The following is a 19,872-nucleotide window of genomic DNA, read 5'->3' as shown; positions in this document are numbered from 1 at the left end:
ACGTGGTGGGTGATCAGTTGGTGGAGGCGGTCGCGCCGGCGATGGCGTCGCTGTAACGCGTGTCGACGAAGTCCTCGAACTTGTTGCCGCCGGGGATACTTCCGCTCTCGACGAACGCGTCGAAGAGCGCCTGCTCGGAGTCGATCACACTGCTGTCCAACGCAATTGCGGGTCGCTGGCTTCGTCCCTGCGCCAATTCACCCGCAGCCGGGTCGATGCCGACGGCCGTGGAGTACGCCGCCGCCCACTCGGTCGGATTGGCGTCCGCCCATGCGGACGCCTTGGCCAGACGAACCACGAAGTCCTGCAGCGCAGTGTTTTTCGCGGGATCGTCCAGCGCCTGCTGCGACGCGATACCGAAGCCGTAGCCGTTGGCCACGCCCTCGGCGGTGGTCAGCGTCTTCGAACCGTTCTGCACCTGCGCGATCGCGGTGAACGGATCCCAGATCGCCCAGGCATCGACCTCACCCGAGGTGAATGCCGTCAGCGCATCGGCAGGCTGAAGGAACACCAACTGAACGTCGTCGGTGGTCAAGCCGGCCTTCTGCAACTGCAGCAGCACATGACCGTGCGCGGAACTTCCCTTGCCCACAGCGATCTTCTTACCCCGAAGGTCTGCGAACGACGCCAGAGTCGAATTTGCCGGCACAAGAATCTGATCCCCACTCGCATCGTTGCTGTAGGCGGAGACGACCTTGATTCGCGCGTTGGCTGCCACACCGAACACCGGAGGCGTATTGCCCGTAACCGCGAAGTCGATCTGGCCGGCCGTTGCGGCCTCCACCTGAGGCGGGCCGGAGGTAAAGGTGGAGAACGCGACATCGTAGGGAGCCGAGTCGAGCTCACCCGACGCGCGAAGCAGAGCTTCGGTGCCACCCTTCTGGTCGCCGACGTCCAGTGTCACGGTGGCGAGCTGGTCGTTGGAGACGAGTGCGGGGGCTTCGGTGGTCGCGGTGTCGCTGCCACGGGAGACGCAACCGGTGAGCCCGACGACCGTCAAGGAGAGGGCAGCGAGTATTCCGACGGCGCGCAGCGATCGAGAACGAGCGTGTGACGACATGCGTGAAAGATCCTTCTTATCAGTGAAATTGATGGGCTCGGCGAACTGGAAGATCAGTGGACGCCGAGAGCGCCGAGCAAGTGAGTGCGAATGCGAGAGAATCCGGCTGTTCCCCGGTCACGGGGACGCGGCAGGTCGACGGGGACGGTCTCGGAAACGGCACCCCCGTCGAGCACCACCACCCTGTCCCCCAACGCAATCGCTTCGTCGACGTCGTGGGTGACGAGCAGAATGCCGAAGCCGTGCCGTCCCCACAGATCGAGCAAGAGCGACTGCATCGTGAGCCGCGTGAGTGCGTCGAGCGCGCCGAACGGTTCGTCGAGGAGGAGCAGTTCGGGCTCCCCCACCAATGCCCGCGCCAGCGCGGCGCGCTGAGCTTGCCCACCGGACAGTGTGAGTGGCCATGCGTCTCGCTTGTCGGCGAGACCTACCTCGTCGAGAGTCGCGTCCGCAGCAGTCAGCGCGTCATTGCCCGTGACGCCTGCGGTGTTCAGACCGTAGGACACATTTTGGCGAACCGACCGCCATGGAAACAGACGTGGTTCCTGGAACGCCACCGCGGGATGCCCGGCCACATGCCGCTCACCTGCGTGATCCGTCGACAGTCCTGCCAGGACACGCAGAATGGTCGACTTGCCGGAGCCGGATCGTCCGACCAGCGAGACGATTTCGCCACGTTCGATGGACAGGTCGACGCTTTGCAGCACATGGCTGGAGCCGTAGAACTTGTCGATTCCGCGCAGAGAGGCGACGGACGTCGTCGTCGAAGTCATGAATCAAGCATCCAATCGGTAACGGAGGGCGCGCTTTTCGAGGACTCGCACCATTCCGTCGGTGGCGATACCCATCAGCGCGTAGATGACGAGCCCGAAGATGATGGTGTCCAGCCGCAGGAAGTCCCGGGCATTGTTGATGATGTAGCCAAGCCCGGATTCGGCGTTGATCTGCTCGGCAACGATCAACGACAACCACGCGATGGCCAACGACTGCCGAAGTCCCACCAGCAGTTGGGGGGCGATGCTGGGCAGGATGATCGTGGTGAACCGCTGACGCCACGAGAAACCGAGTACGACGGCCGTGTCGAGGAAATCGCGATCGATCTGGCGGATCGCCGAGAACGTGTTGAGGTACAGCGGAAACGCGACGCCTAACGCAACCAACAGGATCTTCGGAGTCTCGCCGATCCCGAACCACAGGATGAACAGCGGGATGAGGCCGAGGTGCGGAATGGCGCGCAGCATCTGCAGCGGTGGGTCGACGGTTGCCTCGGCGAGCTTGGACAGCCCGACGAGTGCTCCGAGCGCCACCCCGATCACCCCGCCCAGCACGAGCCCCTGAACAACGCGTGTTCCCGAAATGGCCAGGGCATCGGCCAATTCACCGTTGCGCAGCAATTCCAGGCCCGCGTCGAAGATCAGGGACGGTGCGGGCAGCACTCGCTCGGAGAGAACTCCGGCAGCACTGGCGATCTGCCACAGGACGAGGAGGAAGACTGGCGACAGGGCGCGCAGGACGGTCCATCGGTACCGCTGCCACACCGACTGATTCGGTGAAACGGGTGCCGGGCCGACCCCCTTCACGTCGCTGACACGCGTGGCCACGGGTCCCGCGGGTGGGGCGTACGACGTCACGACCATGTTCACGTGCCTTCCACTTGATGACGAGCAGGTTCGACTCACCACCATCTGTCACGATGCCGGTCCGAGACCAGGGTTCGAATCAGCGTGAATACAAGTCGGGCAGAATCGGACACATGACTGTCGAGCCCATCCACACCGAGCGCCTGACCCTTCGTCTGTACGAACCCGACGACGCAGAAAGGATTCTCGCGTACTACAGCGACCCGGAGGTCTGCCGCTACCTGCTCCACGAAGCGTGGACTCACGCCGATGCGGTTGCTGCGGTGGGCAAACGGATGAAGCGAACCGGATTGCACACCCAGGCACTCGCGATGGTCGTCGAACACGAGGGAACTGTGGTGGGCAACGTCGAGGCGTGGTTGATCGACGGGTCACCGGCTCTCGTCGAACTCGGGTGGACGTTCTCCCCCACTGTGGCCGGCCGCGGATACGCCACCGAGGCGGTACGGGCTTTGATCGAGCACGCATTCTCGCTACCCCAGATCCACCGTGTCAGCGCACAGCTGGATGGACGCAACGACGCGTCGGCCCGGTTGGCCGCCCGTGTCGGAATGCGTCAGGAAGCGCACTTCCGCCAGAACTGGTGGTGCAAGGGTGAATGGACCGACACCCTCGTCTACGCGATGTTGCGCGAAGATCGCTGAGTCGATGGTGCGGAGGCATCGTGAGCAGAACCCGTGAGTGACGTCTCGACGCCGGGCCGTCGTTCGTCGTTTCGCCGGTTTCTGACGGCTGCAGTGATCAGCTCGGCCGGCTCGTCGGTGACAGCGGTTGCGATGCCCATCTTGGTGGTGCAGCTTCTGGACGCGACACCCTTCGAGGTCGGCGTGGTGAACGCTGCACAGTTCATCCCTTATGCGGTACTCGGGTTGGTCGCCGGGGTGTACGTCGATCGGTGGCGTCGCAAGCCGATTCTGGTGTGGGCCAGCGTCGGCCGCGCGTTGACGCTCGGCGCTGTGCCGCTGCTGTGGCTCGCAGGCCTACTTCACATCTGGGTACTGATCGTCGTGTTGCTCTTGTACGGATCCTTCTCGGTGTTCGGATTCGCTGCGATGCAGTCGTTGCTGCCTCGGTTGGTGCCACGCAGTCAACTGGTGCAGGCGAACGCTCGACTCGACCAGGCCGACGCGGCAGCAACGACATTGGGACCGACAGTCGGAGGCGGACTCGTAGGCCTGATCGGCGCTCCCCTGGTGATTGCCGTCGATACCATCAGCTATCTCGTCGATGCAGCACTCAATTCGAGTCTCGATGTGGACGAGCCTCGACCTACCGCTCACGCCCGCAACCTGACCCGCGAAGTACGTGACGGTCTGAAATTCACGTACCGCCACCGCACGCTCAACCCGCTCGCTGTCTCGACACACGTGTGGTTCCTCGCCAACGGAGCCGCTTTGACCGTGCTGTCGCTCTTCGCGCTCCGCTCGCTCGGGTTCAGCGCCTACACCTACGGATTGCTGCTGACGACGTTCGGTGCCGCCAGCCTGCTCGGAGCGTCCATTGCCCACACGCTCGGCAAGCGAATCGGCTCGGGTCCAGCAGTCATCCTCGCCCGCACGCTGTATCCCCTCGCCTGGATGCTCGTGGCCTTCGCAACCGATACAACGGTCGGCCATGTTCTGCTTTTCGCAGCCCTCGGCCTGCAAGGCCTCGCGGCGGGCGCGGAGAACGCGAACGAGATGGGGTACTGGCAAGCGCTCACTCCGGATGAGCTACTCGGGCGTGTGAATGCAGCCAGGCGCTCCGTCAACCGCACCATGGCCGCCCTCGGTGCCGTGATCGCGGGCCTGTTGGTCAGCGTGATCGGTGAACGACCGACCCTGATCGGCGTCATCGTCGTATTCACCATCGCCGCAGCCATTGTGGCATTCTCGCCACTGCGACACCCTGAAGCCAAGTTCTGACCAAGCATCCCAGTGCTGTGTCCGCGACGTAGCGCGTTCACTTCGCGACCATCTTTCGTTCGGTTCCTCGACATCGGCCGGTGACCGGAGTGCGACAGTCTCCGGGGAACTTCACTCGAACTCATAGGAGTTTCACGGATGACCTCGCGTCGTATAGCAGCCCTGCTGGGCACACTCGCACTCATTTCTTTCGCATCCGCGTCGATGGGCACCGTTGCCACTGCCGCCCCGGCCCGGACGGCGTCGCCGCTGTGTCAGGTCGCAGCCCTCATCCCGACCGGATCGTCTTCGGGCCTCGGTTACCAATGTGCCGAAGCCGGTGAGCTTCTCGATCTGCCGATCGGCGAAGTGCGTGCGACGCAACCCTCGCTCGGGTACGACGAGGTGTATTACAAGCTCGGTCGATACACACTCGGCAAGGACGAGATCAACAAGAAGTTCGACGACTGGTGCGAGGCCAACGGCCAGGAAGAGGCCGCCTCCGCGTTACCCGATGCACGACTGGACAATCCGTCGTCGTTCACCTGCACCGTCCCCGTCGGCCAGGAAACGCCCGACACCATCGCGCCGATGAAGACTGTCGTCATCGGGCCGGGCGGTGTGCCTTACCTGACCGACGGACACCACACACTGACCTCGTTCTATGAAACAGCCGACGGCGGACCGAATCTGCACCTCCGCCTGCGGGTGGTCGCGAACCTCAGTGACCTGAGCACCGCCGATTTCTGGGCGCGAATGGAAGCCGAGAAGTGGGTGTGGAACTACGACGTCGACGGTAACGAGGTTCCAGTGGAACAACTGCCGTCGGGAGTCGGCCTCGCCAAGTTCCAGAACGACAAGTACCGCAGCCTGATGTACTTCGCCCGCGACATCGGCTTCACACCCGGAACCATCCCGTTCCAGGAATTCTATTGGGGTGCATGGGTTCGCGACTCGGCGGAAGTCGACATCAGCGGCTGGGACAGCAACAACCTGGCGAGCTACCTGAGCACCGTCGAGTCGGTCTCGCGCGCTCAAGTGGCGGCCCCGAAAGACAGTGTGATCGACAGTGGCCGGACCGCAGCGGAACTCGGCGCTCTGGACGCCTGGAACGACGGGAAGGCAGCCGGCAAGGGCGAGTTCGGGAAGCTCTCGGCACCGTACTCGGACGACAAGCCCGGCAAACTGGCCTACGCCTTGCAATACAAGATGGGGCTGCCCCGCTAGTTCCACGTCGCGTCAGTTCCACGTCGCGGTAGATCCAAGTCATGTCGCCGGGCCCGCCTTGTCACAGACCGGCCCGGCGGCGCGACCGCAACCGCAAGGCCACGAAGACGACGACAGCAAACACGACAGTCATGACGACGATCTTCTGCAGGATTTCGGCATACGCGTCGACCACGTGCCAGTTCTCGCCGAGCTGATATCCCGCGGTGACGAAAATGGTGTTCCAGATCAGGCTGCCGATCGTGGTGAGTACGAGGAACTTCACCATTCCCATCCGCTCGATTCCGGCGGGCAGGGAGATGAAGCTGCGAAACAGCGGGACCATGCGGCCCAGCAACACCGCCTTCGAGCCGTGCTTGGCGAACCACGCTTCCGTTCGGTCGAAGTCGCTGGCCTTGATCAGTGGGATCCGTGCCACCAGTGCTCGCGTGCGCTCGCGTCCGATGAGCGCACCGACCGCATAGACGATGACCGCGCCCAAGACCGAGCCGAGCGTGGTCCAGAAGAGAGCGGCACCGAAGGAGAACACTCCCTGACTGGCCGAGAACCCGGCAAGTGGGAGAACGAGTTCGCTCGGGATCGGCGGGAACAGATTGTCGGCACCGACGACAACGGCGGCACCGGGGCCGCCGAGCGCATCCATGACGCCGACCGCCCATCCGGCCGGCCCGTCGAGTTGCTCGGTTTCAGCAGTTGCGGCAATCAGCAAGTCGGACATATTCATTCCCCTGTTCGTTGGTGACGTCTCCGGTCGAGACGGCCACTGAGAACGCTAGAAATCTTTCGACTGGGGGACATCGAGGAAAACCGTCGACCATTCATGGGGACTCCCCGTCGAAACCCTGCGGTTTACCGCAGTATCAGCGGCCACATACCCCGCTACGCTGCTCGAGTGCCCGGAAACGACGTCGTACATTCACCTGACCTGGCGGATCGCATTGCCGTCAGCTCACTTCTTCGGCAATGGTTCGGTGCGCTGGTCGGTGTTCTGCTCGGTAGCCTCACGGCGATCGCGGCCCTGCTGTTCTCGGTTGCGGCAGTACTCGCCCTCACTCTGGCGCGCATCCTCGGCCGCTGGGGAACGCCACTTCGGAGGGCAGTCGATGAGAGCACACTGGCGTTGTCCGAGTTGGAGATTCGTCGAATCACTCGCTTTCATGGCACGGTGCACACGGATGCGGCGACCCCTCGACGTTGCCGCTGGTATCTCGGGATGCGCTGGTCTCTCGGACTACTCGGAATCGGCGTGGTCCTTCTTCTGATGCTCTGTCTCGTCGTGGCCGGCTCGATGATCTCGGCGTGGATCCTGAATGGCAGCTGGGGCCTGATCGAGAACTCCGACCGCGTCGACGGTGGACTCGTAGCGGTCGCGGCCGTACCTGGGATCCTCTTGATCTTCGTCGCGGCCGTCGGCGTGGCCGGGGTGGGATCGCTGGACCGCTGGTTCGTCATCCAGGTACTGGGCCGGCAGTCGGATCGGTTGCTGCATCAGCGGGTTGCCGAACTGACGAGCAGCCGCGATCACGTTGTCGATGCCATCGACGACGAACGCCGCCGCATCGAGCGCGATCTGCACGACGGTGTACAGCAGCAATTGATTGCTCTGGGGATGCTCATCGGCCGGGCCCGCCGGGCCGACGAACCCGACAAGGTGCACGAGCTGCTCGCTCAAGCCCAGGCAACATCGCAGGGGGCGATCAGCGAGCTACGCGAGGTCGCCAACCGGGTGTACCCGATCGCGCTCGACAAGGACGGCCTACGCGCAGCTGTCGAGACGATGGCCGAGCGCGCCAGTGTTCCCGTCCGACTCACCTACGAACTGACGGAGAGACTACGGCCCGCTGTGGAGGCGGTCCTCTATTTCGTCATCTCGGAGGCTGTGACCAACGCAGCCAAACACGCCTTCCCGAAACTGTTGGAGGTCAACGTCACTCACCAGAAGTTCGACCGCGCTCTCGCGACCATCACCGACGACGGTCCCGGCGGGGCCGATCCGTCCGGCACCGGCTTGTCCGGGCTGGCCCGCCGTGTCGCGGCCGTGGACGGCACCCTGACCGTGCACAGCCCGGACGGCGGCCCGACCGTCGTGATGGCGAGCGTCCCATGCGGGTGATCGTTGCCGAGGACTCGACGCTGCTGCGTGAGGGGCTGGTTCGTCTGCTCGCCGAGGAAGGCCACGACGTGATCTCGTCCGTAGGCGACGCCGACGCGCTCCTGGCTGCCGTAGAACGGGACCGTCCGGACATCGTGGTCACCGACGTCCGGATGCCTCCAGATCACAGCGACGAGGGACTGCGAGCAGCACTGACCATTCGCGATCGATGGCCGGACGTGGCGGTTCTCGTACTCTCCCAGTACGTCGAAAACCGTTACGCGGCAAAGCTGATCAGCGGATCCGAAGGCAAGGTCGGATACCTGCTGAAAGATCGCGTCGCGCAGGTCGACGAGTTCTTGGACGCTCTCGACAGGGTGGCCGGCGGCGGGACTGCGTTCGACCCGGAGGTGGTGCGTCAGCTGCTGTCCCGCACCACACGATCGAATCCCCTCGAACGACTCACGCCCCGCGAGCGCGATGTTCTCGAGCTGATGGCGCAAGGTCTCACCAACGCGCGAATAGCAGCCGATCTGTACATCTCGGTGAGCTCGGTCGAGAAACACATCAACGCCGTGTTCGACAAACTGGGATTGGCGAACTCCACCGGCATGAGCCGCCGCGTCATGGCTGTGGTGGCCTACCTGCGCACATGATGTCAGTGCGGGGCATGCGTTACCGAGCAAGTCCTGGTACGTGCGTCCGGTACCCTCTCGCGTCATGAACCTGAAACTGTGTGTGCTGCTGTGGGCGACGGCCGGACAGGAAGACGCACTCACCCGCTACGAGGACACGGTACTGGACCTGATTCCGAAGTACGGCGGCGAAGTGGTGAGCCGGGTCCGCCGCGTCGACCCGGGCGACGGACCACTCGAGGTGCAGGTCATCCATCTACCGGACGATTCGGCCTTGGAAGCCTACTTGGAGGACCCCGAGCGGCTTGCGCTCGCCGACGTCCATTGGCGTGCAGTGGCGAGAACCGAAATCATCCACGTGGAGACGCTCGTCTAGCCGAACCATCGATGCGAAGGGACTACCGATTCGGAGTACTCCGCGTGGATCCACGTCGAATCATGTGTTCTCCCAGTCCGTCCACAGCGTGCGGTACGGGCCGTCACGGGCGATGAGCTGATCATGAGTGCCGTCCTGCACGATCGCACCAGCAGACATGACCAAGACCCGATCGGCGTCCTGCGCAATACGCAGCCGGTGCGCAATGGTGATGATGGTACTTCCGAAGAGAAGCTGCCGGACCGCTGTTTCGAGATGGCGAGCGGTGAGCGGATCGAACTGCGCCGTTGCCTCGTCCAAAACGACCACCTGCGGTTTCGCCAACACCATGCGCGCCAACGAAAGCTGCTGTTCCTCGACAGGAGTCAGCGGCCGTGGTCCTTCCGCAATCGGCCGGTCCAACATGAATGTGTTCATCAGGCTCGCCGCGCCGACTGCTGCCAGAACCTCAGCGAGGTTCTCGTCGCTTGCCGTCGGCGCGGCAATGCGCAGGTTGTCGGCAACACTGCCACTGAATACGAAAGAGTGTTGCGAGAGCATTCCCACCGTTCGACGCACTACCTCGGAGGGCAATTCCGCCAGCGGAACGCCGCCGTACCGAATACCCCCGGATCGAGGGGCATCCAGTCCCGAGATCACCCGTCCCAAGGTAGTTTTCCCAGCGCCTGACGGCCCGACGATGGCAATTCGCTGACCGGCGGGGACCGTCAGCGTGATGCCTTCCAGTACGTCACGGACCGACCCTCGGGATGGATCGCAGGGATACGAAAAGAACACTTCCGACACGATGAGATCGGCAGTGCGGTCGACGGAAGTGCGACCGTCGATATTGTGGCTTTCCAGTACCTTTCCGGAGGCACTGCTGTGAACAAATCCCTGCAAGCCCAAGATGCGAGCGAACGCCGCCCCACCTACCTGTAGTTGATTCTGATGGGCGAGCACGGTATCGATGTGAACAGCCAAATTCTGCGCGTACAAAGCTCCGGACGTCACTGCAGCAAGTGGCGTTGCATCGTGGAGGTAAGCAATCCCGCCGAGTAGCAGCACCGTGGCAATCGGAACATTGCGACCGAAATCGGCGATCACCCAGAAGGTCGACTGCAATCGCAAAACGCCCCGCTCAGCACCGCGGACGTCGCTGCAGGCGTTGACGATCCGCCTGTCCCACCAAGACCCCCAGCCGTGCCGAGCCAAGGTGGGGGCTCCGGCACCGGACTCGGCCAATACCTGCGTCGCGACAGCCTTTGCAGCTTGGTTCGCCAGGAAGGCGGGGCGGGATCTACGCAGGAACCAACGGGTCACGGGAATCAAGATCGGCAGGCACAGCAGAAACGCGAAGAGATATTCCCACCCGAGTAGGACCATCGCACCGAGCGTCATCACCATCATCAGAGAGGTGACGATCACCGCGGGCAACGAATTACGAGTGCCCCGCACCAATGCATCGATATCCCTGGTCACCCGGCTGAGTAGTTCGCCGACGGGAATCGCTTCCACCGTCGCCAACGGTGCCGCGAGGACCGACCTGATGGCGTCCTCCCGGAGTTCTGCCGCGATCGTCTCGGCCAGCGCGCCGGACAGGTACGTGGCCAACCACAGCGTGACAGCCTCGATCGCCAACGCGGCCAGCATCCAGCCTGCGATCGCCCACACTCGATCGGTCCCGTTCCGAACCTGATCCACCACCAGGCCGAGGAGGTAGGGAGACAGCAGTCCAGCCGCCACCGACGCGGCGTACGCCAACAGCGACGCCAGCGCCATGCTCCGATGACGACGCAGAATGAGGGCAGCTGAGCGGCGGACCTCGGTCCGATCCGCAACAGGAATCACCGATGCGGGCACTACGCTTCACCTCGCAGCCGACGGACCAGCCCTCGATATTCCGGCAATTGCAGAAGGTCTCGGTGCGTGCCCACAGCGGCGACGCCGTCTCCTGCACCCCCGAGCACGATGACTCGGTCGGCGTGCACCAGACTCGGGACACTGTGTGTCAGAACTACTGTCGTCCGGCCGGCACGCAGTTCACGGATACCCGACACGACGGCGGACTCGGTAGAGACATCCAACGCAGCCGTGGGATCCACCAGAACAAGCACCTCGGGTGCAGTACTCAGCGCCCTGGCAAGTCGCAAGCGTTGCCGCTCGCCGCCCGAAAACTCCATCGCACCAGCAGTCATGTCACTATCGACGCCATCCGGAAGGGCCACGAGTATGTCGGACGCCATCGCGGCCACCACCGCCGAACGTTGCCGCTCGACGTCCTCGAACCCCTTATCGCCCAGACCGTCACATGGTGGAGTAAGTACTTCACGCAACGTTCCGGAGAACAAATAGTCGTCGGTGCCCACGATCTGAACCGTCTGGTGCCGACCAAGGGTGGCATTGGCGAGTTCGAGGCTGGTGGCGTGCCAGTCGCGCACATCCAACGACGTCACGCCCGTGTATGCGCCTGGGGTGATCGACGCGCCGATTACCGACTCGAGCCGCCTCAACGCTGCAGAGAAGTCCTGCTGACGAACTGCGGGTGTATGACTGATGGGATTGTCGGCCAACCATTCTTCGATTCGCTGTTGCGAAATGACGCCGGCTGCCCTGAGCTGACGAGCCCGCATGATGTAGTTCAGCGGATTGCTCAGAAATACGGTGTACCCGTATGCGGTGACGACGTCGCCCACCGTGATCGTGCCCGACAACGCCAGCCTCGCACCGACGGCGACGGTGACGATCTTATAGATTCCCGACACCACCCCTCGGAATGCCGACGCTTGCGCATCGGCCTTCGAAAGATCGGTTCCGGATCGCTGAAGCGTCTGAGACGACGCAGCATAACGCTGTAGAAAGGTCTGCGCAGCGCCCAAACCTCTGATTACCCTGGCACCACCACCGATGTCTCGGGCAACCTGCGTCAGGTCGTCACTTCGTTTGCGTTGCGTCACCTGACGACGCCGATAGTTCAGCAGCACAACATCGTTCGATATCAGTGCGATGACCGCGCCGACCAGGATCACCAGGCCGAGCTGCCACGACGTGGCCAGCATGGCACCCCCGACCAACAGCACCGCGATCAGCCCGCCGATGCCGCGAGCGAGTGCGGAAACCCCGTTGGCGACGCTGCTGATATCCACCATGCCGAGGTTGACGGCGCTGTATGCCGATGGTGCAACTCCCAGGTTGGACGTCCGCCTCGACAGCACACGCATGAGCGAGACTTCGCACTCGACACGGAGGAGCATGCTGGTGCGTTCTTCGGCAAGTATCGCCACCGCTCCACCAGCGGCGATCGCCAAGAGCACGGCACAACGGTGCACGATGTCCGTGACGGTCGTACTCGACGCAACAATTGCGTCGATCGTGTTGCCGATCCACCATGGAGTTAGCGCGAAGAACAGCATCCAGCAGCAGGCGAAAGAAGTCGCCAGTGTCAGTCGCCGCAGAATATGGACACCATCGAATACGGCAAAAGACGATCCGGGTATCAGGCCCCCGAGATACCGCTTCAGGTGGTGCATGGCTGCGCTGTCGTCGGTTTCCGGTTTTGCCTCGTAGTCTGAACTGCCCGTGACGCACCCGCCGATCTGCTCGAACGGACCAAATACTTCCCAGCATTCAACATACGCCACCAACTCTGCTCAGCCTGCTACAGCTGATCGCGTCGACTCGCAGCCAAGCGTCACGAAATCGACACGTAGAAGGCCTAATTGGTGACAAAACACCCAATTGTCGATAACCGCCCAGTGAGCGCAAACCTCATATTTCACGCCGGTGCGATCGGTCGTGTTTGTCGTTGTTCGCCGAATACACAGCTGCGCCGAGCCGATTCGACTACCAGCGATCGACGTGCAGCACCGTCTCGATCGGATCCCGCGGAGCGACCTTGAACGTCTCACCCGTGTAATACGCCGTTGGAATGAGCGCACCCTGGTGGAATCCCTCGGGGATGCCGAGTAGCTCGGAGATCTCGGCTTCCTTCGCGAGATGGATTGTCGTCCAGGCTGTTCCGAGGCCACGAGCGCGTGCGGCCAAGGCGTAGTTCCACACTGCAGGTAGCAGTGAACCCCACAGTCCCGCTTGGTTTCCTGCCGGAAGCGTCTTACCGGCCTGGATGCACGGAATCAGCAGCACCGGCACCTCACCCATGTGCTCACCGAGCCACCCGGCACTGTCGCCGACGCGCTTCTGCACCGATGCGCGTTCCGGATCGTCGGCGAACAAGGCCGATGCGGAATGCTTCGACGCTTGATATGCGGCGAACAGTTCGCCATAGATCGCACCGATGCGGGCACGAAGATCAGGATCGGTGACGACGATCCACTGCCACCCCTGCTTGTTCGACCCGGACGGTGCCTGCAGAGCGATCTCCAGACATTCCTTGATCAGTTCCATCGGAACCGGCCGCGTCAGATCGAGACGCTTGCGGACGGTACGCGTCGTGGTCAGCAGTTCGTCGGGAGTCAGGTCGACAATCGGGAAGGAAGTCACCTCTCGATCATGCACCATGCGGTCACCTCTGGGCCCGATCGACCAGTTCCTCGTTCGCAGCGTCCCACTGCGCGGCCATGGACCTGCCCCCGTGCCCGTCACCCTCGTCGACGACGAGTGTCGATCCGGGCCACTTCCGGTGCAGACGCCACGCAGTGAGGGCGGGTCCGGATACGTCGAGTCGGCCGTGGATCAGGACGCCCGGGACATCGCGTAGACCGCCGGCACGATCGAGCAGAGGAGGATCGCAGAACCCGTCGTGCGACCAGTAATGCGTGGCCAGCCGCACGAAGGCCAGGCGGAACCGGTCATCCTCCCACCTGGGATCGCGTCGGATACCGCCGGTGCCGATCGAAATGTGGACGTCTTCCCACAATGCCCATTCTCGGGATGCGCTGTCGCGCAGTGCAAGGTCGGATAAATTCAACAGACGGTCGTAGGCGTCGACGATTCGACCGTGCCCGCGGCGATAGCCGACGCCGGCCTGCTCGGCGAACGTGGCGAAACGATCCCACGCCTCGGGGAAGATCGCGCCGACGCCCTCGGTGATCCAGTCGACCTCTTCACGACCGGTCGTAGTGACGGCGCACAAGACAATGCCGAGGACACGCGTCGGATGTGCGAGGGCGTAGGCGACGGCGAGGGTGGATCCCCAGGACGCGCCGTTGACGATCCACGACTCGACGCCCAGATGATCACGCAGGGCTTCGATATCGGCAATCAGGTGCGCAGTGGTGTTGGTAGCCAACGACGTCGAGGGATCCGACGCATGCGGAGTGGACCGTCCGCACCCGCGCTGCTCGAATCCGACTGCACGAACACGGGACAGGTCGAAGTGTCGACGAAACTGACTGGCGTTCAGAGTTCCGCCTGGTCCGCCGTGCAGGTATACCGCCGGGACTCCGTCCGAAGGACCCCATTGCTCCCAATAGATTCGCTGCCCATCCCCTACATCCAACATCCCGTGCAGTGTCGGACGGTCGTGGTCGAGTGTCATGCCGCCATCACATCACTGGATGACCGGCAGCATCGGCCGAATCGCCGCCCATGCGGTTGCGTCGATCCACGAGGGGTTGGATTGCTGCGGCGATCGGAACACCTCGATCATCGACAGTTCCTCGACGCACTGAATGTCCGACGCGAGAATCGGCTCATCGAACAGAGTGATGTTGGTCGAGACCTTCCACTGCGGGCCGGGGACCGGGGTGCCGGTCAACCGACCCGCACCCCAGATCCCGCGTCGCGGATGGCTACTGACCCAGAACAGCACGGGTTGTCCGGGTGCCATCAGGCGCGTTCGATAGTTGTCGGCCACACACCAATGCTCGTGCGCACGTCCGGCTTCGACCATCGGTGCCAGATCGGTCTTGTGCGGATTGCACTTGATTACCCACGCACCGAGCGTCTGGTTCGTTATCGCGCGTGCCGTCACGCTCGCCATCGTAGTGACGAACTAGGCCACCGCGTCGTTGCCCTGCGCAGCCGAGACCACCAGATTGTTCGCGGTGAGCCCGCTTCCGTTCTTCACCGCGTCGATCCACTGATCCGTCGTTGCCACTGATGCGAAGTTCGACTGATAGAGCACCATCAAAGTCTTGTGTAGCTGCTCGGCCGAGACAGTGCCCGCCTCGTTCGAGAGGTTGATCGCGCCGGTAGCGTCCGACAGAATTTCGACGGTCAGATCCAGCGCCTCGGCGTCCGCGCTGGAGGCGAGGTCGCAGTTATTGGTCATGTAGCCGACGATCGTGACGGTGTCGATATCGTTGCTCTGCAACCACTTCGCGACGTCGGTGCCGGCAAAGACGCTGCTGTACTGCTTCTCGACTCGCTCGAAGGACGGCTGCACGACGGCCTGGATGTCGGGATGCAGCTCGTACGTCGCGGTTCCCTTGACGAAAGCGGGCGAACCTTCTGGCATCTCGTGCTGCACGATGGCGACCGGAACGTCCTGCGCTACAGCAGCTTCGATGGAACGAACAATGTTGGCCAACGACTCGTCGCGAGGCGGGTACTGGATCTTCAGCACTCCCTCGAAGTATTCCTGCTGGACATCGATGACGATGAGGGCTCTACACGGTGCAGTCATGGGCGTTCTCCTTCAAGTGGCGTTCTCGGTCGAGACTCATACTTCGGCACCGACCTTGCATTCACGAGTGGCACGGATGCATACTTTCGATTGATTTGCGCCAACATTGGAGATCGGAGCCGGCCATGCGAATAGCGCTCTATGTGTTCGACGGCATCACGATGTTTCACCTCGCCGCGCCGTTGATGGTGTTCGGCGAGGTGACCCGACTCGGACTGGCCGCGGACTGGGAGACGCGAGTGTGGTCCGACGAACCAGGCGCAATCCGCACCGAGGAGGGGTTTCCGATCGGTGAGATCGCGGGTCCTGACACTGTCGACTGGGCCGATATCGTCATCGTGACGTCGTGGCCGGAGTCGTTGCCCCACATAGGCACTGACTTCTCGAAAGCACTCCGCGGAGCACATACCCGAGGCGCAGAGATCGCGGGTCTGTGTCTCGGTTCGTTCGCCGTCGCAGATACCGGATTGCTGGCCGGCCGCCCCGCCGTCACGCACTGGACCAAGATGACGGAACTGCGGGAGCGAAACGCACACGCCGGCGTCGACGAGTCGGTTCTCTACATCGACCACGGAGACGTGATGACCTCCGCGGGAACCGCGTCGTCGATCGATTCCTGCCTCCACATCGTGCGCAAGCACCTCGGTTCGGCTGCGGCGACGCGGGTGGCGCGCAGCCTGGTGGTCGCACCCCATCGCGACGGTGGTCAGGCGCAGTACATAGAACGTCCGGTCATCGAGGCATCGGGAGATACTGCGATCGCCGACGTGCTGAGCTGGGCACTCGAGCGACTCGACGAGCCCTTGCCCATCGAGCGACTGGCCGAACACGCGCGCATGAGCCGACGCAGCTTCATCCGTCAGTTCCAGCTCGAGACGGGGTCCACGCCGGCCCGCTGGGTGTTGGACAAACGACTCGAGGAAGCGCGAAGCCTGCTCGAAACGACCGATCGCAGTATCGAGAACATCGCTGCCCTGTGCGGATTCGGCAGCGCTGTCACCCTCCGTCAGAACTTCCGCTCGGCATTCGCGGTGACACCGACGGCCTATCGACGGCAATTTGCCGTCGGTTGTGCGCCCACAGATGCGGTCGACAGGCAAGGATGAGCGACGTGATCCTGTGGATAGTTGCCGGAGTAGAGCTCGCCGCCATCATTGCACTCGGCGTGGTCTTGATCGTCTCGCGTCGCAAGCTCAAGCACACGCGTCGAGCACTCGACCGCGCGCTCGAATCTCAGCAACGTCGTAAGCGACGCGGCCTGGTGCCCTTCGCGATCAGAACTGCCTTCCACACCACGGACCTACTTATCAACAAGGGCTTCGGCGCAACGGTCCGCAACTCAGTCGAGGATCTCGCCGGCTGGGCGAAGGTGGAACGACCCGATCTGGCACGCATGACCGCCGACGGCGACATCGTGGTGATGTTCTCCGATATCGAGGGGTCGACCGCACGCAACGAGGAACTGGGCGACCGCGGCTGGGTGAAGCTGCTCGAAAAGCACAACAAACTGATCTGCAAGCACGTCGCAGATCATGGAGGACATGTGGTGAAGAGTCAGGGCGACGGCTACATGATCGCCTTCTCCGACCCGGCCGAGGCCGTGCGCTGCGGGGTGGAAGTCCAAGAGGCCCTGCTGAAGAACCCAGATAGGTGGGACCGCATCCGCGTGCGCATGGGCGTGCACGTCGGCAGCTCGGTGCGGCGAGGCGACGACCTGTTCGGACTCAACGTGGCCATGGCGGCACGGGTTGCGGGACAGGCCGAGGGCGGTGAGATTCTGATCAGCGAACCGGTGCGCAACGCCATCAGCACGGCCGCCGATCTGCCCCTAGGGCTGCCCCGTGAAGTCGAATTGAAAGGAATGAGCGGAAGCTTTCAACTGTTTCCGGTCGAGCTCCCGGTGCTACCCAATGCGGAGGTCGCCCTGAACGAATGAATGGTCCATTCACAACGTCTGAGCGCATGAAAGTCACATTGATCCCAAACCGGGGTGGGCGGTCAACCCGAGTGTTGTTGCACCCCAATACGAATGAATGGTCCATTCACAACGTCTGAGCGCGTGAATGGACCATTCATTCCAAGAAGGGGTGAGCCAGAAAGAACTACTGCTTCGCCGACTCCAGAGCCTCGTTGAACGTCTTCGACGGACGCATCACGGCAGCCGTGGCTTCGGGGTCCGGGTAGTAGTAGCCGCCGATGTCGACTGCCTTGCCCTGGACCTCGTTGAGCTCGGCGACGATTTTCTCTTCGTTGTCTGCCAACGTCTTCGCCAGTGCGCCGAAGTGCTTGGCCAGTTCGGCGTCCTCGGTCTGCTCGGCGAGTTCCTGCGCCCAGTACAGCGCGAGGTAGAACTGGCTGCCACGGTTGTCGAGTTCACCGGTCGAACGCGACGGGCCCTTGCTGTTCTCGAGCAGCTTGCCGGTGGCGGAGTCCAGTGCCTTGGCGAGGATGGTCGCCTTGACGTCGCCGGTCTTGGTGCCCAGGTCTTCGAGGCTCACTGCCAGAGCAAGGAATTCGCCGAGTGAATCCCAGCGCAGGTGGTTCTCCTCGATGAGCTGCTTGACGTGCTTGGGAGCCGAGCCACCCGCACCCGTCTCGTACAGTCCGCCGCCGGCCATCAGGGGAACGATTGAGAGCATCTTGGCGCTGGTGCCGAGTTCGAGGATCGGGAACAGGTCGGTGAGGTAGTCACGCAGGATGTTGCCGGTCGCGGAGATGGTGTCGAGTCCGCGGACCAGACGCTCCATCGTGTACCGGATCGCGCGAACCTGCGACATGATCTGGATGTCGAGGCCCTCGGTGTCGTGATCCTTCAGGTACTTGCGCACCTTGCCGATGAGCTCGTTCTCGTGCGGGCGGTACGGGTCGAGCCAGAAGACGACCGGCATTCCGGATTCACGCGCACGCGTCACGGCGAGCTTGACCCAGTCCTGGATCGGGGCGTCCTTGACGATGCACAGACGCCAGATGTCGCCCTCTTCGACGGTCTGCGTCAGCAGCACCTCGCCGGTGGCCTTGTCGGTGATGTTCGCGACGCCCGCCTTCGGTACCTCGAAGGTCTTGTCGTGCGAGCCGTATTCCTCGGCCTTCTGTGCCATCAGGCCGACGTTGGGAACGGTGCCCATCGTCGTCGGATCGAACTGGCCGTTGGTCTTGCAGAAGTTCACCATCTCCTGGTAGATCCGGGAGAACGTCGACTCGGGGTTGACTGCCTTGGTGTCCTTCGGACGTCCGTCCGCTCCCCACATCTTGCCGCCGGCGCGAATCATCGCGGGCATCGACGCATCGACGATCACGTCGCTGGGCGAGTGGAAGTTCGAGATGCCGCGGGCGGAGTCGACCATCGCGAGCTCCGGACGAGTCTCGTGACACTTGTGCAGATCTTCGATGATCTCGTCGCGCTTCGACGCCGGGAGGGTCTCGATCTTGGTGTACAGGTCCGACAAGCCGTTGTTGACGTTGACGCCCAGCTCTTCGAAGAGCTCGTTGTGCTTGGCGAACGCGTCCTTGTAGAACACGCGCACAGCGTGGCCGAACACGATGGGGTGCGAAACCCGCATCATCGTCGCCTTGACGTGCAAGGAGAACATGACGCCGGTGTCGTAGGCGTCCTGCATCTCGTGCTCGTAGAAATCGAGGAGCGCCTTCTTGCTCATGAACATCGAATCGATGACGTCACCGTCGGTGAGCGAGACCGACTCCTTGAGCACGATCGGCTCGCCGTCGGCGGGCAGCAGCTCCATCTTGATCTCGCGGTCGCCGTCGACCACGGTCGACTTCTCACCGTGGTAGAAATCGCCCTCGCGCATGTGCGCGACGTGGGTGCGCGACGCCATCGACCACTCGGTCATGCTGTGCGGGTGCTTGCGCGCGAATTCCTTGACGGCCTTCGGCGCGCGGCGATCCGAGTTTCCTTCACGCAGAACAGGATTGACCGCGCTACCGAGGCACTTGGTGTACCGGTCGCGGATCTCGCGCTCTTCGTCGGTCTTCGGGTTGCCGGGGAAGTCGGGGATCGCGTAGCCCTTGTCCTGCAGCTCCTTGACGGCAGCGAGCAACTGCGGCACCGAAGCGCTGATGTTCGGCAGCTTGATGATGTTGGTCTCGGGCAGCTGCGTCAGCTTGCCCAGCTCGGCGAGGTTGTCGGTCACTCGCTGGTCTTCGTTCAGGTAATCGGGGAACTCGGCGAGGATGCGGTTGGCAACGGAGATGTCACTCGACTCGACGTTGATCTCGGCCGCGCTGGCGAAAGAACGTATAACCGGCAGAAACGCGTGAGTCGCCAACATGGGCGCCTCGTCGGTCAGGGTGTAAATGATGGTCGGCTTCTTCGCTGTCATGTTTCGCCTTTGCCTCAGTTTCAACGTCGTCTTTTGGATGCGTCCAACCTCGAC

19 protein-coding genes are annotated in these 19,872 nt (G+C 62.9%); 8 read left to right on the top strand and 11 right to left on the bottom strand.

All coding sequences use genetic code 11. The features are described from left to right. Positions 1–13: 13 nt before the first annotated feature. Genes CH294_RS17945 through CH294_RS17935 form a run of 3 tightly spaced genes read right to left on the bottom strand, consistent with a single transcriptional unit; the run spans position 14 to position 2,703 of the window. Complete coding sequence (locus CH294_RS17945; protein WP_094738701.1) at positions 14–1,060, bottom strand: ABC transporter substrate-binding protein; 1,047 nt, start codon at positions 1,058–1,060, stop codon at positions 14–16. 53 nt (positions 1,061–1,113) lie between these two features. After that, positions 1,114–1,833: an ABC transporter ATP-binding protein gene (locus tag CH294_RS17940; protein WP_094738700.1), complete on the bottom strand. Its 720-nt coding sequence runs from the start codon at positions 1,831–1,833 to the stop codon at positions 1,114–1,116. Positions 1,834–1,836: 3 nt separating this feature from the next. Continuing rightward, complete coding sequence (locus tag CH294_RS17935; RefSeq protein WP_249305366.1) at positions 1,837–2,703, bottom strand: ABC transporter permease; 867 nt, start codon at positions 2,701–2,703, stop codon at positions 1,837–1,839. 110 nt (positions 2,704–2,813) lie between these two features. Here CH294_RS17935 and CH294_RS17930 point away from each other — a divergent pair, with 110 nt between their 5' ends. The 3 genes from CH294_RS17930 to CH294_RS17920 all read left to right on the top strand — a co-directional run bounded on the left by CH294_RS17930 (position 2,814) and on the right by CH294_RS17920 (position 5,810). After that, on the top strand, positions 2,814–3,344 hold the full coding sequence (locus tag CH294_RS17930; RefSeq protein ID WP_094738784.1) for a GNAT family N-acetyltransferase: 531 nt from the start codon (positions 2,814–2,816) through the stop codon (positions 3,342–3,344). A 33-nt stretch (positions 3,345–3,377) separates the two neighbouring features. Further along, complete coding sequence (locus CH294_RS17925) at positions 3,378–4,604, top strand: MFS transporter (protein ID WP_094738699.1); 1,227 nt, start codon at positions 3,378–3,380, stop codon at positions 4,602–4,604. 138 nt (positions 4,605–4,742) lie between these two features. After that, positions 4,743–5,810: a ParB/Srx family N-terminal domain-containing protein gene (locus tag CH294_RS17920; protein WP_094738698.1), complete on the top strand. Its 1,068-nt coding sequence runs from the start codon at positions 4,743–4,745 to the stop codon at positions 5,808–5,810. 61 nt (positions 5,811–5,871) lie between these two features. Here CH294_RS17920 and CH294_RS17915 read toward each other — a convergent pair whose 3' ends face one another. After that, entirely contained in the window at positions 5,872–6,528 is a 657-nt protein-coding gene (locus CH294_RS17915; protein ID WP_094738697.1) for a DedA family protein, read from the bottom strand. Positions 6,529–6,702: 174 nt separating this feature from the next. Here CH294_RS17915 and CH294_RS17910 point away from each other — a divergent pair, with 174 nt between their 5' ends. The 3 genes from CH294_RS17910 to CH294_RS17900 all read left to right on the top strand — a co-directional run bounded on the left by CH294_RS17910 (position 6,703) and on the right by CH294_RS17900 (position 8,913). Next, positions 6,703–7,923: a histidine kinase gene (locus CH294_RS17910; protein WP_094738783.1), complete on the top strand. Its 1,221-nt coding sequence runs from the start codon at positions 6,703–6,705 to the stop codon at positions 7,921–7,923. Continuing rightward, positions 7,914–8,558, top strand: coding sequence for a response regulator transcription factor (locus tag CH294_RS17905; protein ID WP_094738696.1), 645 nt, complete (start codon positions 7,914–7,916; stop codon positions 8,556–8,558). The genes CH294_RS17910 and CH294_RS17905 overlap by 10 nt, the downstream gene beginning before the upstream one ends. 64 nt (positions 8,559–8,622) lie before the next feature. Next, positions 8,623–8,913 carry a hypothetical protein gene (locus tag CH294_RS17900; protein ID WP_094738695.1) on the top strand — a complete coding sequence of 97 codons (291 nt, stop codon included), beginning with the start codon at positions 8,623–8,625 and terminating at the stop codon, positions 8,911–8,913. A 60-nt stretch (positions 8,914–8,973) separates the two neighbouring features. On the opposite strand, the gene CH294_RS17895 is transcribed toward CH294_RS17900, so the two are convergent. The 6 genes from CH294_RS17895 to CH294_RS17870 all read right to left on the bottom strand — a co-directional run bounded on the left by CH294_RS17895 (position 8,974) and on the right by CH294_RS17870 (position 15,478). Further along, positions 8,974–10,755, bottom strand: coding sequence for an ABC transporter ATP-binding protein (locus CH294_RS17895; protein WP_094738694.1), 1,782 nt, complete (start codon positions 10,753–10,755; stop codon positions 8,974–8,976). Continuing rightward, complete coding sequence (locus CH294_RS17890) at positions 10,755–12,422, bottom strand: ABC transporter ATP-binding protein (RefSeq protein WP_141216518.1); 1,668 nt, start codon at positions 12,420–12,422, stop codon at positions 10,755–10,757. Before CH294_RS17890 ends, CH294_RS17895 begins: the two co-directional genes overlap by 1 nt. A 313-nt stretch (positions 12,423–12,735) precedes the next feature. Beyond that, positions 12,736–13,392: a nitroreductase family protein gene (locus tag CH294_RS17885; RefSeq protein WP_094738782.1), complete on the bottom strand. Its 657-nt coding sequence runs from the start codon at positions 13,390–13,392 to the stop codon at positions 12,736–12,738. A gap of 22 nt (positions 13,393–13,414) precedes the next feature. Next, entirely contained in the window at positions 13,415–14,389 is a 975-nt protein-coding gene (locus CH294_RS17880; protein ID WP_094738692.1) for an alpha/beta fold hydrolase, read from the bottom strand. Positions 14,390–14,401: 12 nt separating this feature from the next. Beyond that, the gene (locus CH294_RS17875; protein WP_249305364.1) at positions 14,402–14,824 is read right to left on the bottom strand and encodes an EVE domain-containing protein; all 423 of its coding nucleotides are present in this window, start codon (positions 14,822–14,824) and stop codon (positions 14,402–14,404) included. A 21-nt stretch (positions 14,825–14,845) separates the two neighbouring features. Then, positions 14,846–15,478 carry an isochorismatase family protein gene (locus tag CH294_RS17870; protein WP_094738690.1) on the bottom strand — a complete coding sequence of 211 codons (633 nt, stop codon included), beginning with the start codon at positions 15,476–15,478 and terminating at the stop codon, positions 14,846–14,848. 125 nt (positions 15,479–15,603) lie between these two features. Between CH294_RS17870 and CH294_RS17865 the strand changes: the two genes are divergently transcribed. Beyond that, a complete protein-coding gene (locus tag CH294_RS17865; RefSeq protein WP_094738689.1) occupies positions 15,604–16,584 on the top strand; it encodes a helix-turn-helix domain-containing protein in 981 nt (326 codons plus the stop codon). Then, positions 16,581–17,414 (top strand): adenylate/guanylate cyclase domain-containing protein, encoded by an 834-nt coding sequence (locus tag CH294_RS17860; protein ID WP_170944773.1) that lies wholly within the window; start codon positions 16,581–16,583, stop codon positions 17,412–17,414. The genes CH294_RS17865 and CH294_RS17860 overlap by 4 nt, the downstream gene beginning before the upstream one ends. Positions 17,415–17,580: 166 nt before the next feature. Here the strand turns inward: CH294_RS17860 and CH294_RS17855 are convergent, their stop codons facing one another. Then, complete coding sequence (locus CH294_RS17855; RefSeq protein ID WP_094738688.1) at positions 17,581–19,818, bottom strand: NADP-dependent isocitrate dehydrogenase; 2,238 nt, start codon at positions 19,816–19,818, stop codon at positions 17,581–17,583. Positions 19,819–19,872 lie beyond the last annotated feature (54 nt).

Origin of the sequence: Rhodococcus sp. 14-2483-1-1 (assembly GCF_002259335.1) — a bacterium.
GTDB lineage: Bacteria > Actinomycetota > Actinomycetes > Mycobacteriales > Mycobacteriaceae > Rhodococcoides.
Note: the sequence above shows the minus strand (reverse complement) of the source record. Positions and strands in the feature narration are given on the sequence as shown.